We start from the raw sequence: 15,989 nt of genomic DNA, 5'->3' as shown, positions 1-15,989 counted from the left end.
GCCAGGCCCGGTCGAGCCAAGCCCGGTCAGCCCGGTCAGACCTCGGACAGCTCCGAAAGGCGGCCGGCCCCCCGCTGCGGCACCCGCTCCCCGCGCCCGGGCCCCCGCCGCCGTATACGCGCGCCACGCCGTGCCGCCGCCCTGGCCGCACGCCGCTCCCGCCTGCGATCACGCCGCAGCCGCCGGGCGCTGCTGCTCGGCTCCGACACCACCCCGTGGCGCTGATTCCAGACCTGACGGGTCACCCAGGCGTCCAGCACGCCCCAGGTTGCGACGACCGTCCCGGCGACACCGCCGAGCACCATCGGAAACGCCAGCCAGGAACCCGCCATCGTGCACAGAAAGGCGATCATCGCCTGAATCAGCGTCAGCGAAACGATGAGCACCGCGCGGACCGCAGACGTACGCACCGGATCGGCCATCCTCCGCCGCGCGGCCGGCTCCTCCACCCAGAGCTGCCGCCGAACCGGCGTCCCCGGCACCCGGTCCGCCGCTCCGCTCCCGTCGCGACGCTCGTCCGCTTCCATCGTCCTTCTCACTTCCCACCCCCTACACACATGTCTCCACCCTCGGTTCGGCTGCCCGGAATCCACCGCTCCACTCCGGCCCGCCACCGCCCCTCGCGGAGCGCCGCCGAACCGGCCGGACCGAACATCCCCCGCCCCGACGAGATCGAGACCCCCACTCGCGCCACCGGCCGGTGAGCCGGACCCACCGTCCCGCGCGTCCCCTCACTACGAAGACGCGCGATCAGCTCGGATGATTCCCGTATCCCGGGCACGAGGCGAAGAATTCCAGCCAATGCCCCTCGTTCGGTATCCGAGGCGCGCCGGGTCTCATACGACACGCCGGGAATGCCAACTCCTTGAATACCGGGACATCCCGTGATCAACACAGCAGCGACAGGCCGAAAATCGACCGGACGTGTCTTCGAGTTGTCTGAGTGACAGTAGTAGGCTCGCGCCGTTTGTTGACCGAGGGAACACCGTTTGTACCGGACGGTGTTGAGCAGGGGGAGGCCATGCGCTTTCGCGGGAAGTCCATCCGCCGGAAGATCGTGGCGTTGTTGCTGGTGCCGCTGCTCTCCCTGACCGCCCTCTGGGGCTTCGCCACAGCCATCACCGGACGCGAGGCCGACAACCTCCTCGACGTGGGCGCGGTGGTCGACCGGATCGGCGAACCGATGGTCGACGCGCTCGACGTCGTCCAGGGGGAGCGCCGCCAGACGCTGATCTACCTGGCCGACCGCCGCGCCTCCGACGCCCTGCCCACCCTCCGCGACAAGCGCCGCGCCACCGACAAGGTGGTCGCCAAACTCAAGGAGAGCATCGCCGGACAGGACGTACGGGACGATCTGCGCTCCGACTCCGAGCGCAGGCTCGCCTCGCTCGTCAAGGGTTTCGACGGACTCGTCGCCCTCCGCCGCTCCGTGGACTCCGGCACCGTCTCCCGCGCCCAGGCCCTCGACTACTACAACCGGATCATCAACCCCGGCTTCAGCTTCATGGCCACACTGCACTCCGTCCACGACGTGGACATCGAGCGCCAGGGCCGTGCCGTCGCCGGACTGGCCCGCGCGGCCGAGATGCTCTCCCGCGAGGACGCGCTGATCGTCTCCGCCCTCACCACGGGCAAGGTCACCGCGGGCGAGATCCGCAGGCTCTCCGACTTCGTCGCCCACCGCGAGCTGTACTACGAGATCAACCTCGAATCCCTGCCCGCCCGGGAACGCGAGATCTATCTGCAGTTCTGGCGCGGCCCCAAGACCGAACCCCTGCGGGCCGCCGAGGAGCGCCTCATCGACGGCGGGCCCGTCGCCCGGGCCTCCGCCGCCCAGGTCGAGGAGTGGCACACCGCCGCGACCCCCGTCCTCGAAGAGCTCAGCCGTGAGGCCAGGGCGTCCGGCGAGCGCCACCAGGACCGTGTCGGCCCCGCCGCCAACGGAGTCTTCCTCCAGGCGGGCGTCGCGGGCATCCTCGGCTTCCTCGCCCTGCTCGTCTCCGTCATCGTCTCCGTACGCGTCGGCCGCGACCTGATCCGCGACCTCTCCAGGCTGCGCAAGGAGGCCCACGAGGTCTCCGGCGTCCGGCTGCCCAGCGTGATGCGCCGTCTCGCCGCCGGAGAGAAGGTCGACGTCGAGACCGAGGCACCGCGCCTGGAGTACGACAAGGACGAGATCGGCCAGGCGGGCCAGGCCCTCAACACCCTCCAGCGCGCCGCCGTCGAGGCCGCCGTCCGCCAGGCCGACATGCGGCGCGGCGTCTCCGAGGTCTTCGTCAACCTCGCCCGCCGCAACCAGGTCCTCCTGCACCGCCAGCTCACCCTCCTCGACGCCATGGAACGCCGCACCGAGGACACCGACGAACTGGCCGACCTCTTCCGCCTCGACCACCTCACCACCCGTATGCGACGCCACGCCGAAGGCCTGGTGATCCTCTCCGGCGCGGCCCCCTCCCGGCAGTGGCGCAAGCCGATCCAGCTGATGGACGTCGTACGGGCGGCCGTCGCCGAGGTCGAGGACTACGAGCGCATCGAGGTCCGCCGGCTGCCCCGCATCGGCGTCGGCGGCCCCGCGGTCGCCGACCTCACCCACCTCATAGCCGAACTCCTGGAGAACGCCACCGTCTTCTCGCCGCCGCACACCGGTGTCCAGGTGCTCGGCGAGCGGGTGGCCAACGGCTTCACCCTGGAAATCCACGACCGGGGCCTCGGAATGGCCTCCGAACTGCTCCTCGACGCCAATCTCCGGCTCGCCGAGACCCCGGAGTTCGAACTCTCCGACACCGACCGCCTCGGACTGTTCGTCGTCAGCCGGCTCGCCCAGCGCCAGGGCGTCAGGGTCTCGCTCCAGCCCTCGCCGTACGGGGGCACCACAGCGGTCGTCTTCATCCCCGCGCCCCTCCTCACCGAGGCCCCCGAGACCCAGGGCACCGGCTTCCGGCTCGACCGCAAGAGCGACTCCCCGGCCGGGCGGCGCGGCAGCGACGGCAAACTGTCGGCGCGCGCCAGGCCCTCCGGCCGGACCCCCGACCACCGGGACGACTCCGCGCTCTTCGACGGCCCGGTCGAACTCGAAGGACCCGTCGACCCGCTGGGGCTGAGCGGCGCGGAGACCCTCACGGACCCCGACACCCTCACCGGCCCCGGCGCGCTCCTCGATCTCGACGGCGGCGACCGGGACCGCGCGGGAGTCTTCCGCTCCCGCTCGCGCCACGCCCGGCGCACCGCCCCGGACGAGCCGCACCCGCAGCCGTCCGACGCCGAGGCGGAGCGGAGGGCGGAGCCCGTGCCGCTGCCCCGCCGCACCCCCACCCTCGTCGCCGACCGCGGCCGCCGGGTGGACGAACCGGCCCACCCCCGCCCCGCCGCCACCCCGACCCTCCCGTCGAGCCGCGCCACCGCGCCCGGCACAGGGAGCGGTACGGCAAGCGGCGGTACGGGAAGCGGTACGCGGAGCAGTGGTACGGGAAGCGGCAGCGGCAGCGGTGACGACGCGGCACCCGCGCTGATCGACGGCCTGCCCCGCCGGGTCCGCCAGGCGAACCTGGCCCCCCAGCTCCGGGCCGCCGCGCCCGACCCCCGTACCGAGGACCGGGAACCGGGCCGGGAGACCGAACGCGACGCCGAGGAAGTACGCAGCCGCATGGCCTCCATGCAGCGGGGCTGGCAGCGGGGCCGCCTCAAGAACGCACACGGGGACGACGAGGCCGACCGGACCATCGGCACCGTCCCCGGCCGGACAGCACCACGAACGACATCGGAGGGGGACGGTCCATGACCGCACCGCATGCCGCAGCACACCACACCGCCGGCGGACGCCCGGCCAACCCGGCAGTGGGTGAACTGAACTGGCTGCTGGATGAACTGGTCGACCGGGTCGGCAGCATCCACAAGGCTCTCGTACTCTCCAGCGACGGTCTGGCGACCGGCACCTCGCGGGAGCTGACCCGGGAGGACAGCGAGCATCTCGCCGCCGTGGCCTCCGGGTTCCACAGCCTCGCCAAGGGTGTGGGCCGCCACTTCGACGCGGGCAGGGTCCGCCAGACCGTCGTGGAGCTGGACGAGGCCTTCCTCTTCGTCACCGCCGCGGGCGACGGCAGCTGTCTGGCCGTGCTCGCGGACGCCGACTCGGACGTCGGCCAGGTGGCGTACGAGATGACGCTCATGGTCAAACGAGTAGGAGTCCACCTCGCCACCGCGCCGCGGACCGGTCGCGCCGGAGGGTGACGGTTCCGTCATGAGTGAATCCGCTCATCACTCCCAGAATCCGCACCACTACTTCGACGCCGAGGCGGGTCCGGTGGTCCGCCCGTACGCCATGACCCGCGGCCGTACGAGCAGCACCTCCCACCACCGGCTCGATCTGATCGCCCTCGTCGTGCCGGAACCGGCCGCCGACCACCCCGTGCACGACCAGTCGCTCTCGCCGGAACACGTCGAGATCGTCGAACGCTGCGAGGACACCCCGCAGTCCATCGCCGAACTCGCGGCCGGCCTCGACCTCCCCGTGGGGGTGGTGCGCGTCCTCGTCGGCGATCTGGTCGAGGACGCGCTCGTGCATGTAACCCGTCCCGTACCCCCGGCAGAACTGCCGGACGTGAATATTCTCCGCGAGGTGATCAATGGTCTTCGGGCGCTCTAACAGCCGGCGGCCCGTCGAGCCGGTGACCCTGAAGATCCTGGTCGCGGGCGGATTCGGGGTGGGAAAGACCACCCTGGTGGGCGCGGTCAGCGAGATCAGACCGCTGCGCACCGAGGAGACGCTGAGCGAGGCGGGACGCCCGGTGGACGACACCGCGGGCGTCGAGGGGAAGACGACGACCACCGTCGCCATGGACTTCGGGCGCATCACGCTCCGCGAGGATCTGGTGCTCTATGTCTTCGGCACCCCTGGCCAGGACCGCTTCTGGTTCCTCTGGGACGAACTGGCCCAGGGCGCGCTGGGCGCGGTCGTCCTGGCCGACACCCGCCGTCTGGAGGACTCGTTCGCCGCCGTCGACTACTTCGAGCGCCGGGGGATTCCCTTCACCGTCGCCGTCAACTGCTTCGACGGAGCCGGCCGCTTCCCCGTGGAGACCGTGCGGACCGCTCTCGACCTCGATCCCGGTGTGCCGCTGATGATGTGCGACGCCCGCGAGCGCGAATCGGTCAAGGAGGTCCTGGTCGCGGTGGTCGAACACGCCCTGGAGCGCGTCGACGGCTCGCGACGCGCGGCGGCCGCGACCTGATCCGCCGCCCCGACCGGCCGTTCCGACAGCGTTCTCAGCGTTCTCAGCGTACGGCGACGACGGCCGAGCCGTGCCCGAACAGCCCCTGGGTCACGGCGATCCCGGCCCGCGCCCCGGCCACCTGGCGCGCGCCCGCCGTCCCCCGCAGCTGCCGGGTCAGCTCGCACACCTGCGCGATGGCCTGCGCGGGCACCGCCTCCCCGAAGGAGGCGAGCCCGCCGCCGGCGTTCACCGGGATCCGGCCGCCGAGCGCCGTCACGCCCTCCCGTACGAGCTTCGCCCCCTCGCCGGGCCCGCACAGCCCGATGTCCTCGTACCACTCCAGCTCCAGGGCGGTGGAGAGGTCGTAGACCTCGGCGAGCGAGAGATCCGCCGGACCGATGCCCGCCTCCTCGTACGCGGCCCGGGCGAGCGAGGCGCGGAAGGAGTGCGGCGGCGATCGCACCGCGAGCGCGGAGTCGGTCGCGATGTCCGGAAGGTCGAGGACCGTCCTCGGATACACCGGGGTCAGCGTCGACACGGCACGGAGCCGGACGGGATCGGCGGCCCCGTGCCGACGCGCGAACTCCAGGCTGGAGAGGACCAGCGCCGCGGCCCCGTCGGAGGTGGCGCAGATGTCGAGCAGCCGCAGCGGATCTGCGACGACCGCCGAGGCCGCCACCTCGCGCGGGGAGACCCGGGTACGGTAGCGGGCGTCCGGATTGAGCGCGCCCGCCGCCGCGTTCTTCACCTTGACCAGGGCGAAGTCCTCCGGAGTGTCACCGTGCAGGGCCATCCGCCGCCGGGCGTGGAGCCCGAAGTACGCGGGGTTGGTCGCCCCGAGGACCCGGAACCGCAGCCAGTCGGGATCGTCCGGCCGGTCGCCGCCCGAAGGCGCGAAGAAGCCCTTGGGGGCCGAGTCCGCGCCCACCACCAGCACCGCGTCGGCGAGACCGGCCAGGATCTGGGCCCGTGCCGCGTCGATGGCCTGCGCCCCGGAGGCGCAGGCCGCGTAGACGCTGGTGACGCGGGCGCCCTGCCAGCCGAGCGCCCGGGCGAAGGTCGCTCCGGCCACCTGCCCGGGGTAGCCGCCGCGCACGGTGTTCGCACCGACCACCGACCGGATCCGCCGCCAGTCGAGGCCCGCGTCGCCGAGCGCCGCCCGCGCCGCGACCACCCCGTACCGCACAAAACTGTGGCCCCACTTGCCCCAGGGATGCATCCCGACCCCCAGGACCGCGATCTCGCCGGACCCGGACCCGGCTTCGGCCCCGGATGTCATCGGCCCACCGCGACCGGCCGCCACCACCAGGTGGTCCGGACCGTCCCCGTCCCCGCCCCTGTGTCCTCGCCGAGCACCCCGGGCACCGCCTCGGCCGTCATGCCCACCGCGAGATCCGCCGGGGTCACCCCCGGGGCCGCCTGCCCCAGCACCACGATGCGCTCGGCCGCCAGCTCGACGGCTATCAGGGTGTACGGCCGCCACGGGGTGTCCGGGTCGGACGCGTACGGCGCGGGCGGGCGGTAGCGCGCGTCGGTGTACGACCAGATCCGCCCCCGCCGGGAGAGCGGCGCCCGGGTCAGCTCCCCGCCCGGGCAGCCGGGGTCGCGGCAGAAGTCGCGCTCGGGCGGGAAGAAGACCGCCGAGCACGCGGTGCAGCGGGTGCCCAGCAGCCGGAAACCCTCCTCGTCGCCGTCGCCGCCTTCGTCGGTGAACCAGCCGGCCACCACGGGTACGCGCGCCACAAGCCCTCCCCGGCCCAGTATCTGACGGTACGTCAGAAGTGTGGCACGCCCGACGGCCCACGACGAGAGGCGCGGCGCCCCGGGTGGCCGTACCGCGCCCGTGCCGAGCGCGTGATCGGATACAGTCCGCCCGTGCCCAAGGACTCGTACTGCGGCAACTGCGGAACCCCGTACGGCGGTTCCGCCGGCGGATGGCCCCGCACCTGCCCCGCCTGCGGCGAAACCGCCTACCGCAACCCCCTGCCGGTCGCCGTGGCACTCCAGCCCGTCCACGGCGGCGAAGACGGCCCCGGCCTCGTCGTCATCACCCGCACCATCGAACCGATGCGCGGCGGAGTCGCCCTCCCCGGCGGCTTCATCGATTACGGGGAGACCTGGCAGCAGGCGGTCGCCCGCGAACTCCACGAGGAGACGGGCATCGAGGCGTCACCCTCGGACGTCCGGCTCGCCGACGCCCTCAGCGCCCCCGACGGCCATCTGCTCCTCTTCGGCCTGCTCCCCGCACGAGCCGCCGCCGAACTGCCTCCCTCCGTCCCCACCGACGAGACCTCCGGCCACCATCTGCTGCACACCCCCGCCGAACTCGCCTTCCCCCTGCATACGACGGCGGTACGGAGATGGTTCCTGCACCGCTACGGCTGAGGCGGGATCCGGCCATTCCCCGGCCGCCCGCTCCCGACGGCCCCCACGGCTCTCACAGCCCTCGCAGCCGCACCCGCCGACTCGGCGGAACCGCCCCCTCCGCGCTGACCCGCCGCACCTTCACCCGCCCGTCCACCAGCCGGGACGTATAGCGCTCCACCTCGGCGCGCGCCCAGCCGTCCCCCGGATCCGGCACCACCACACCGCCACCCCTGCGCCCGGCGGCCGGAGCCCACACCTCCAGTTCCACCCCGCCGTCCGCCCCGCGCACCGGAATCACCGCACCGCCCCGCGCCAGCACCGGAACCCGTGACAGCGGCGCGTCCAGCACCACCCGCCCCGGCCCGTCGTACGCCCGGCCCGTCACCGTGTCGTACCAGCGCCCCTTCGGCAGCCGCACCGCCCGCCGCTCCACCCCCGGCTCCAGCACCGGGGCCACCAGCAGGGCGTCCCCCAGCAGAAACGCGTCCTCGCACTCCCGCAGCCCCCGGTCCTCCGGGGAGCCCCACCACAGCGGACGCGCGTACGGAGCACCCGTCGACCGCGCCGTATGGGCGAGCGTCACGAAGTACGGCCGCAGCCGCTCCCGCTCACCGAGCGCGGCCCGCGCGTGCCCCAGCACCGACGGCCCGAACTCCCACGGCTCCCTGCGCCCCGCGCCGAGCGCCGCGTGCGTACGGAACAGCGGCAGATACGCGCCCATCTGGAACCAGCGCAGATACAGCTCAGGCGAGGGATCACCGGCGAAACCCCCGATGTCGGGCCCCGAGTACGGCACCCCGCACAGACCGAGCCCCAGCACCAGCGAGAGCGAGGCCCGCAGCCCCGGCCAGTCGCTGGACACATCGCCCGACCAGGTCCCCCCGTACCGCTGCATCCCCGCCCACCCCGAACGCGAGAAGAGGAACGGACGCTCCCCGGGGCGCAGCCGCGCCAGCCCCTCGTACCCCGCCCGGGCCATCGTCAGCCCGTAGACGTTGTGGCCCTCGCGGTGATCCCCGCCCCGCCCGTCCAGATCGTGCCGGGCCGACCGGGGCAGCGTCCGGTCGCCGAAGGGAGCGAAGGACACCGGCTCGTTCATGTCGTGCCACACCCCCGCGAAACCCCGGGCGAGCCGCTCCTCGTACAGCCCGCCCCACCAGCTCCGCACCCGCGGATCGGTGAAATCCGGATATACGCACTCACCGGGCCAGACCACCCCCCGCACCTCCCGCCCGTCCCCGTCCCGGACGAACGCCCCGGCCGCCGCCCCCTCCTCGTACACCGGATTCCCCGGCTCCGCGCGCACCCCCGGATCCACGATGGAGACCAGCCGGACCCCCGCCCCGCCCAGCTCCTCCGCCAGCTCGGACAGTGCGGGAAACCGCTCCCGGTCGACCGTGAACACCCGGTGCCCGGCGAGATGGTCGATGTCCAGATGGACCGCCGACAGCGCGAGCCCCCGCTCCCGATACCCCGCCACGATCCGCCGCACCCCCTCCGCGCCGCCGAAACCCCAGCGGGCGTGCTGCGGACCCAGCGCCCAGGACGGCGGCACCGCGGGCGCGCCCGTCAGCCGGGCCCAGTGCGTCAGCACCCGCGCCGGCCTGCCCACGATCACCCAGCAGCGCAGCGGCCCGCCCGCCATCCGGACCTCGCTGGTGCCCGGCCGGTCATGACCGGAACCCGCCCCCTCCTCGCCCTCGCGCAAGGTCACCAGCCCGTCCCAGGAGTTGTCCTGAAACGCGAGATGCGTCCCCGCGTCGGCCACCACCAGCTGTACCGGCATGGTGATGGAGAGAGGATCGTCACCGGGACCGAAGGAACCCCCCGGATCCGTGTTCCACAGCCGGTACGCGCCATTCCGCAGCCGGGGCCCCGAAGCCCGCCCACCCAGACCGAAGAACCGGGCGTCCGCCGCCACCTCCGACCGCTGCGACCACCGCGCCGGACCGCCGCCCACCGGCTCCCACCAGCGCGGCGGCAGCTCCCGCCGCAACGCGATCCCACCGGGCGTACGGATGGAGACCGCGCCGATCCGCGAGATCTCCACCGTCACCCGCTCCGACACCACCCGCCAGCCGCCGTCCTTGTCCGGCTCCAGCACCGCCCGGGGATCCGGCTCCGGCGCGCCGCCGGCCAGCGCGTACGAGGGCTCCGGACCCGCGCCGTCCCAGCCCCAGAACACCGCACCGCCCACCACCACACAGATCCGCAGCTCAGAACGGGCGAACCGGACGATCCCGCCCCCGGGCAGCGGCTCGGCACCGGTCACCGCCCCCGGCGCCCTGGCCAGCTCCGGACCCCGGTCGGGCAGCCATCGCGCGTCGATCCGCCGCCGTCGCCAGGCGAAACGTGTCGCACGCACGCCTTGCCAGGTCGCGACACCCCGTGCCCAGCGGATCAGTCCCCGACAGTCCATGCAGTTCAGCCTGCCACCGGCGCGACCGGGAACGCGCTCCGTTCAGCCGCTGTTCACCCCGGTCGTGGCCGCATCCGGCCGCATCCCGGGGGTCTCCCGGAGGTCTCCCGACGGTCGGGCAGCGGCCCCGCGAGGAGCCCTGGTGCGAAAGACGATCACATGGCATCGTCCCTCTCAGCAGCCACAGAGCCACCCGGGAGCCGCCCCATGACCCCAGCAGCGAACGCCGCGCCTCTCTGGCAGCCCGACGAGCGACGGATCGCCGCCGCCCGGGTCACCCACTTCCAGACCTGGGCCGCCGAACACCACGGAGCCCCCGCCCACGGCGGCTACCCGGCCCTGCACCGCTGGTCGGTGGAGCGGCTCGAAGACTTCTGGCGCGCGCTCGCCGAATGGTCGGACGTCCGCTTCACCACCCCGTACGAGTCGGTCCTCGCCGACCCCGCCATGCCCGGCGCGCGCTGGTTCCCCGGAGCCACCCTCAACTACGCCGAACACGCGCTGCGAGCCGCCGCCGACCGCCCCGGCGAACCGGCCCTCCTCCATGTGGACGAGTCCCACGCGCCCGCCGAGACCAGCTGGTCCGAACTCCGCCGCCAAGTGGGAGCGCTCGCCTCCCAGCTCCGCGCCCTCGGCGTACGCCCCGGCGACCGCGTCAGCGGCTACCTCCCCAACATCCCGCAGGCCGTCACCGCCCTCCTCGCCACCGCCGCCGTCGGCGCGGTCTGGACCTCCTGCGCCCCCGACTTCGGCGCGCGCAGCGTCCTCGACCGCTTCCAGCAGGTCGAACCCGTCGTCCTCTTCGCCGTCGACGGCTACCGCTACGGAGGCAAGGAGCACGACCGCACCGAGACCGTCGCCGAACTCCGCCGCGGACTCCCCACCCTCCGCGCCCTGATCCATGTGCCAGTGCTCGGCGCGCCCGCCCCCGAAGACGCCCTCGACTGGTCCGAAGCCACCTCGGGGACCGCCGAACCCGTCTTCGAACAGGTCGCCTTCGACCACCCCCTGTGGGTCCTCTACTCCTCCGGCACCACCGGCCTCCCCAAGGCCATCGTCCAGTCGCAGGGCGGCATCCTGCTGGAACACCTCAAACAACTCGCCCTCCAGTGCGACCTCGGCCCGGGCGACCGCTTCTTCTGGTACACCTCCACCGGCTGGATGATGTGGAACTTCCTCGTCTCCGGCCTGCTCACCGGCACCACCGTCGTCCTGTACGACGGAAGCCCCGGCCACCCCGGCACCGACGCCCAGTGGCGCATCGCCGAACGCACCGGGGCCACCTTCTTCGGCACCTCCGCCGCCTACGTCATGGCCTGCCGCAAAGCCGGCGTGCACCCGGCCCGCGACCACGACCTCTCCCGTGTCCGCTGCGTCGCCACCACCGGATCCCCCCTGCCCCCCGACGGCTTCCGCTGGCTCCACGACGAGTTCGCCGACAACGGCGGCGACCTGTGGATCGCCTCCGTCAGCGGCGGCACGGACGTCTGCAGCTGCTTCGCCGGAGCCGTGCCCACCCTCCCCGTCCACATCGGCGAACTCCAGGCCGCCTGCCTCGGCACCGACCTCCAGTCCTGGGACCCGCACGGCAAGCCCCTCGTCGGCGAGGTCGGCGAACTCGTCGTCACCCGCCCCATGCCCTCCATGCCGATCCGCTTCTGGAACGACCCCGACGGCAGCCGCTACCGCGACAGCTACTTCGAGATGTTCCCCGGCGTCTGGCGGCACGGAGACTGGATCACCATCACCGACCGAGGCTCCGTCGTCATCCACGGACGCTCCGACTCCACCCTGAACCGCCAGGGCGTGCGCATGGGCTCCGCGGATCTGTACGAAGTCGTCGAGCGACTCCCCGAGATCAAGGAGTCCCTGGTCATCGGAGTGGAGGAGCCGGAAGGCGGCTACTGGATGCCGCTCTTCGTCCACCTCGCCGACGGCGCGACCCTCGACACGGCGCTCCGCGACCGGATCGTCCGCACGATCCGGGAACAGCTCTCGCCGCGCCATGTCCCCGACGACATCATCGAGATCCCCGCCGTCCCCCACACCCTCACCGGAAAACGCCTCGAAGTCCCGGTGAAACGCCTGCTCCAGGGCACCCCCCTGGCCAAGGCGGTCAACCCCGGCTCGGTCGACGACGCCGGACTCCTCACCTTCTACACGGACCTCGCCCGCACCCGGGGGCGCTGACGGTCCGGCCGCGTTGTCAGTGGCACCCGCTACGGTCAGTAATCAGTGAGAGACCGACCGCAGGGGGAAGACATGGCTCACGACAAGACACCCGGTTCTCCGTCCGGCAACCCGTCGGGCAACCCGTCCGGTGGACCGGCCGGCCGCCCCACCCGGCGACCCAAACAGCGCGCCCGGGGCGGCCCACGACGCACGGGCGACCGCCCGGCCGGCCGGAGCGAGGCACGCACCGCACTGCGCCGGGAAGTCGTCAGCACCGTGGGCGTCCTCGCCGACGCCACCGACTTCGCCGCGATGCGCCGCTACCGCACCTTCGCCTTCCACAACCACCGCGTCTACCTCCGCGAGGTCGAAGAGCTGCTTAAATCCCTCACCACCGACCGGCTGCACACCACCGTCGCCCTCTTTGACCCGCAGGACTTCGCCGCCTACTGCGAGACCCACGACCTCGACCCCGACACCGCCCTCAGCCGCAGCAAATACACCGCCGGCATCGCCGAGCGCGGCAGCACCCTCCCCTACGGCGGAGAGCCGCTCGACCGACTGCTGCCCCGGCTCGTCGACACCGCGGTCCGCCGGGCCACCTGGGAGTACGCCACCGCGCTCCTCGCCGACATCGGAGAGTGCGCCGACTGCGGCCAGGACATCGGCCGCGCCGCCCTCAACCGCGCCTCCCACCTGCTGTCCCGGCTGCTCACGGCCGCCGGACCGGGCCGCCACCACGTGGTGTGCAGCGTCCGCGCACCCGATGAGCACCTGCTCGCCGTCCTGCACATCACGGACACGGACACGGACAGGGACACGGACACCGACCGCGATGCCGCTGAGGACGGCGAAGGCGACGACCCCCCGGCCACCGCCCGGTTCGACGCGGCGGAGAGCGCGGAGTTCGTGACGGTACTGGCCACCGCGATCGCCCTGGAGAACCCCGGCGGAGTGGTGCTGCGCACCAGCGCCCCCGACAGCCCCGACCGCCTCCACGGCTGGCGACTGCACCAGTCCGACCTGGTCCCGCTCACCGAGGCGGAAGTCTTCAGCGCCTACTGCACGGACGCCACGACGGGCGAGCCCATCTCACCCGAACCGAACGTCGAATACCTGGCCGGCTTCGACCTCGGGACCGACGCCCCCGACTCCCACCACTGAACGAGCGGGAGGGGCCCCGCCTCCGCGGAGCCCCTCCCACACACCACCCCGGCCCTCCCGGGGCGCGCCGCCCGGCCTACTCGCCCGAGAGCACCGCCCGGGCGGCGACCCGCGCCTCCTCGGCGGTGTCCACCGCACGTGCCGCCGCGGCGGCACGCTCGCACTGGGCCAGCGTGTACTTCGCCAGAGTCGCCCGTACATACGGGATCGAGGCAGCCCCCATGGACAGCGACGTCACGCCCAGACCCGTCAGCACACAGGCGAGCAGCGGATCGGACGCGGCCTCACCACAGACACCACAGCTCTTGCCCTCGGCCTTCGCCGCCTCCGCCGACAGCGCCACCAGATCGAGCAGCGCGGGCTGCCACGGATCCTGAAGCCGGGACACAGCGCCCACCTGACGGTCGGCGGCGAAGGCGTACTGCGCCAGATCGTTGGTGCCGAGCGAAAGGAACTCGACCTCTTGCAGAATCGAACGCGCCCGCAGCGCGGCGGACGGAATCTCCACCATCGCGCCGAACTTCGCCCGCAGACCGGCCTCCCGGCACGCGTCCGCGAACGCCTTGGCGTCCGTGCGGTCCGCCACCATCGGGGCCATGACCTCCAGATACACCGGCAGACCCTCGGCGGCCTTCGACAGCGCCACCAGCTGCGTACGCAGCACCTCCGGATGATCCAGCAGGCTCCGCAGCCCCCGCACACCCAGCGCGGGGTTGGGCTCGTCGGCCGGCGTCAGGAAGTCCAGCGGCTTGTCCGCGCCCGCGTCCAGCACCCGCACGACCACCCGGCCCTCGGGGAACGCCTCCAGCACCTTGCGGTACGCCTCGACCTGCGCCTCCTCCGACGGAGCCCGCTCACTGTCGTCCAGGAAGAGGAACTCCGTACGGAACAGACCGACGCCCTCGGCGCCCGCAGCCACGGCGGCCGGAACATCGGCGGGCCCGCCGACATTGGCCAGCAGCGGCACCTTGTGACCGTCCGACGTGGCACCCGGACCGCTGGACGCGGAGAGCGCGGCCTTCCGCGCTGCGGCGGCGCGCTCCAGCTCGGCCCGCTTCTCGGCGCTCGGCTCCACGAAGATCTCGCCGGTGCTGCCGTCGACCGCGATCAGCGTGCCCTCGGCCAGCTCACCCGCGCCCGGCAGCGCGACCACGGCGGGCACCCCGAGCGCCCGCGCCAGAATCGCGCTGTGGCTGGTCGGCCCGCCCTCCTCGGTGACGAACCCCAGCACCAGCGCGGGGTCCAGCAGCGCTGTGTCGGCGGGGGCCAGATCGCGGGCGATCAGTACATAGGGCTCGTCGCTGTCCGGCACCCCCGGCATCGGCACCCCCAGCAGCCGGGCCACGATCCGGTTCCGCACATCGTCGAGGTCCGCCACTCGGCCGGCCAGATACTCACCGGCACCCGCCAGCAGCGCCCGATAGGCGGCGAAGGCGTCGTAGACCGCGCGCTCGGCGGAGCTGCCGACGGCGATCCGCCGCTCGACGTCCGCCATCAGCTCCGGGTCCTGCGCCATCAGGGCCTGCGCTTCGAGCACGGCCTGAGCCTCCCCGCCGGCCAGGTTGCCCCGGGCGATCAGGTCCGCGGCCACGGCCTCCACCGCCTGGTGGGCGCGCCCCTGCTCGCGCTCGGCGTCCTGCGCGGTGTTCTGCTTGGCCGGCGGTTCGAGGACGGCCGTCCCCATGTGCCGTACTTCGCCGATGGCCACGCCGTGACTCACACCGACGCCTCGCAGCGTTGTCTCCATCTCACCCGTCTCCGATCGAGCGGCGGCATGTGCCGCCGCGCTGGCTGTCTATCCGGCCCGTCACCCTCTGTTCGGCGTCACCGCCAGCCGAAGAGAGGGTCCCCGAGCTTCACGTCCCCGTCCTCACGGACATCGGAGAGGGAGTCGGCGGTCGCCTCCAGCGCGACCACCGGACAGATCGGGGACTTGCCCGCGGTTTCCACGGCGGCGGGGTCCCAGCGCACGACGGCCTGGCCCCGGACGACGGTGTCGCCCTTGTTGACGAGCAGCTCGAAGCCCTCGCCGTTGAGCTGCACGGTGTCAATGCCGAGATGCGTCAGCACCCCGTGCCCCTCGTCGTCCACGACGACATACGCGTGCGGGTGCAGAGAGACGATGACACCGCCGACGGGAGCCAGCGCCTCCGAGGGTTCCCGGGCGGGATCGATGGCGGTACCGGGACCGACCATCGCGCCGGAGAACACCGGATCGGGCACCGCCGCGAGTCCGATGGCGCGTCCGGCAATAGGTGACGTCACTGTGGTCATGGAGCCTCCCAGGGGCGGAGAGTCGATTGACGCGCCGTCACTGCCTGTCCCGGACGGCGCACTGTTGAGCAGCGTAAGTCATATGAAGTCCCGGTTCCGCCCGAATGCTGCTGGTTGGCGGCTTCCTCGGGGCGCTCCGGGGGCGATTTGCCTCGCATCTCAGCGCCGGGTACTGTCGTACTCCTGCCCGACACCAACCGGACTTCGAGTCCGGGGTCGAGCGGAAACCCATCAAGCTCAGATCGTAACTGGTCTACATCTCTGCATGTCCGCAGAGAGGTGGTCAGGAAGACCGAGAAAGCCTGATACGGTTTAGACACACCGAAGGGAAAGCCCGGAGGGCCTGGTGAAAAGGGCCTGAAGGAAGCGTCCGTTCCTTGAGA

The 15,989-nt window shown here is 72.7% G+C and carries 14 protein-coding genes; 8 read left to right on the top strand and 6 right to left on the bottom strand.

Annotated elements, in window-relative coordinates; all coding sequences use genetic code 11:
• Nucleotides 1-35 precede the first annotated feature (35 nt).
• Nucleotides 36-593, bottom strand: coding sequence for a hypothetical protein (locus IE247_RS30020; RefSeq protein ID WP_373305627.1), 558 nt, complete (start codon nucleotides 591-593; stop codon nucleotides 36-38).
• On the opposite strand from IE247_RS30020, the gene IE247_RS30015 reads away from it, so the two are divergent.
• From IE247_RS30015 to IE247_RS29995, 5 genes are all read left to right on the top strand, one after another.
• Complete coding sequence (locus IE247_RS30015) at nucleotides 558-704, top strand: hypothetical protein (protein ID WP_190126477.1); 147 nt, start codon at nucleotides 558-560, stop codon at nucleotides 702-704. The genes IE247_RS30020 and IE247_RS30015 overlap by 36 nt on opposite strands.
• A gap of 317 nt (nucleotides 705-1,021) precedes the next feature.
• Nucleotides 1,022-3,778 carry a sensor histidine kinase gene (locus IE247_RS30010; RefSeq protein ID WP_190126476.1) on the top strand — a complete coding sequence of 919 codons (2,757 nt, stop codon included), beginning with the start codon at nucleotides 1,022-1,024 and terminating at the stop codon, nucleotides 3,776-3,778.
• Entirely contained in the window at nucleotides 3,775-4,227 is a 453-nt protein-coding gene (locus IE247_RS30005) for a roadblock/LC7 domain-containing protein (protein ID WP_190126475.1), read from the top strand. The genes IE247_RS30010 and IE247_RS30005 overlap by 4 nt, the downstream gene beginning before the upstream one ends.
• A 10-nt stretch (nucleotides 4,228-4,237) precedes the next feature.
• Entirely contained in the window at nucleotides 4,238-4,642 is a 405-nt protein-coding gene (locus IE247_RS30000; protein WP_190126474.1) for a DUF742 domain-containing protein, read from the top strand.
• Nucleotides 4,623-5,228 carry a GTP-binding protein gene (locus IE247_RS29995; RefSeq protein WP_190126473.1) on the top strand — a complete coding sequence of 202 codons (606 nt, stop codon included), beginning with the start codon at nucleotides 4,623-4,625 and terminating at the stop codon, nucleotides 5,226-5,228. Before IE247_RS30000 ends, IE247_RS29995 begins: the two co-directional genes overlap by 20 nt.
• Nucleotides 5,229-5,271: 43 nt before the next feature.
• Here IE247_RS29995 and IE247_RS29990 read toward each other — a convergent pair whose 3' ends face one another.
• Both IE247_RS29990 and IE247_RS29985 read right to left on the bottom strand, forming a co-directional pair.
• Entirely contained in the window at nucleotides 5,272-6,489 is a 1,218-nt protein-coding gene (locus IE247_RS29990; protein ID WP_190126472.1) for a lipid-transfer protein, read from the bottom strand.
• A complete protein-coding gene (locus tag IE247_RS29985; protein WP_190126471.1) occupies nucleotides 6,486-6,953 on the bottom strand; it encodes a Zn-ribbon domain-containing OB-fold protein in 468 nt (155 codons plus the stop codon). Before IE247_RS29985 ends, IE247_RS29990 begins: the two co-directional genes overlap by 4 nt.
• A gap of 132 nt (nucleotides 6,954-7,085) precedes the next feature.
• Here IE247_RS29985 and IE247_RS29980 point away from each other — a divergent pair, with 132 nt between their 5' ends.
• On the top strand, nucleotides 7,086-7,595 hold the full coding sequence (locus tag IE247_RS29980; RefSeq protein ID WP_190126470.1) for an NUDIX domain-containing protein: 510 nt from the start codon (nucleotides 7,086-7,088) through the stop codon (nucleotides 7,593-7,595).
• Between the two features lie 52 nt (nucleotides 7,596-7,647).
• Here the strand turns inward: IE247_RS29980 and IE247_RS29975 are convergent, their stop codons facing one another.
• Complete coding sequence (locus IE247_RS29975; RefSeq protein ID WP_190126469.1) at nucleotides 7,648-9,996, bottom strand: glycoside hydrolase family 31 protein; 2,349 nt, start codon at nucleotides 9,994-9,996, stop codon at nucleotides 7,648-7,650.
• Between the two features lie 207 nt (nucleotides 9,997-10,203).
• Here IE247_RS29975 and IE247_RS29970 point away from each other — a divergent pair, with 207 nt between their 5' ends.
• Entirely contained in the window at nucleotides 10,204-12,186 is a 1,983-nt protein-coding gene (locus IE247_RS29970; protein WP_190126468.1) for an acetoacetate--CoA ligase, read from the top strand.
• A 72-nt stretch (nucleotides 12,187-12,258) separates the two neighbouring features.
• Nucleotides 12,259-13,332, top strand: a complete 1,074-nt coding sequence (locus tag IE247_RS29965) for a DUF8829 domain-containing protein (RefSeq protein WP_229869444.1) — start codon at nucleotides 12,259-12,261, stop codon at nucleotides 13,330-13,332.
• 76 nt (nucleotides 13,333-13,408) lie between these two features.
• Here the strand turns inward: IE247_RS29965 and ptsP are convergent, their stop codons facing one another.
• Both ptsP and IE247_RS29955 read right to left on the bottom strand, forming a co-directional pair.
• The gene (gene ptsP / locus IE247_RS29960) at nucleotides 13,409-15,079 is read right to left on the bottom strand and encodes a phosphoenolpyruvate--protein phosphotransferase (protein WP_190126467.1); all 1,671 of its coding nucleotides are present in this window, start codon (nucleotides 15,077-15,079) and stop codon (nucleotides 13,409-13,411) included.
• A 77-nt stretch (nucleotides 15,080-15,156) separates the two neighbouring features.
• Nucleotides 15,157-15,606 (bottom strand): PTS sugar transporter subunit IIA, encoded by a 450-nt coding sequence (locus IE247_RS29955; RefSeq protein ID WP_190126466.1) that lies wholly within the window; start codon nucleotides 15,604-15,606, stop codon nucleotides 15,157-15,159.
• Nucleotides 15,607-15,989 lie beyond the last annotated feature (383 nt).

This window comes from Streptomyces inusitatus (assembly GCF_014651115.1).
In the GTDB taxonomy this organism is placed as follows: Bacteria; Actinomycetota; Actinomycetes; order Streptomycetales; family Streptomycetaceae; genus Streptomyces; species Streptomyces amakusaensis.
Note: the sequence above shows the minus strand (reverse complement) of the source record. Positions and strands in the feature narration are given on the sequence as shown.

Coding starts and splice junctions, on each gene's coding strand:
- IE247_RS30005 (WP_190126475.1), top strand. CDS start 3,775: ATGACCGCACCGCATGCCGCAGCACACCACACCGCCGGCGGACGCCCG.
- IE247_RS29965 (WP_229869444.1), top strand. CDS start 12,259: ATGGCTCACGACAAGACACCCGGTTCTCCGTCCGGCAACCCGTCGGGC.
- IE247_RS29975 (WP_190126469.1), bottom strand. CDS start 9,996: ATGGACTGTCGGGGACTGATCCGCTGGGCACGGGGTGTCGCGACCTGG.
- IE247_RS29990 (WP_190126472.1), bottom strand. CDS start 6,489: ATGACATCCGGGGCCGAAGCCGGGTCCGGGTCCGGCGAGATCGCGGTC.
- IE247_RS30010 (WP_190126476.1), top strand. CDS start 1,022: ATGCGCTTTCGCGGGAAGTCCATCCGCCGGAAGATCGTGGCGTTGTTG.
- ptsP (WP_190126467.1), bottom strand. CDS start 15,079: ATGGAGACAACGCTGCGAGGCGTCGGTGTGAGTCACGGCGTGGCCATC.
- IE247_RS29995 (WP_190126473.1), top strand. CDS start 4,623: ATGGTCTTCGGGCGCTCTAACAGCCGGCGGCCCGTCGAGCCGGTGACC.
- IE247_RS30015 (WP_190126477.1), top strand. CDS start 558: ATGTCTCCACCCTCGGTTCGGCTGCCCGGAATCCACCGCTCCACTCCG.
- IE247_RS29955 (WP_190126466.1), bottom strand. CDS start 15,606: ATGACCACAGTGACGTCACCTATTGCCGGACGCGCCATCGGACTCGCG.
- IE247_RS29970 (WP_190126468.1), top strand. CDS start 10,204: ATGACCCCAGCAGCGAACGCCGCGCCTCTCTGGCAGCCCGACGAGCGA.
- IE247_RS30000 (WP_190126474.1), top strand. CDS start 4,238: ATGAGTGAATCCGCTCATCACTCCCAGAATCCGCACCACTACTTCGAC.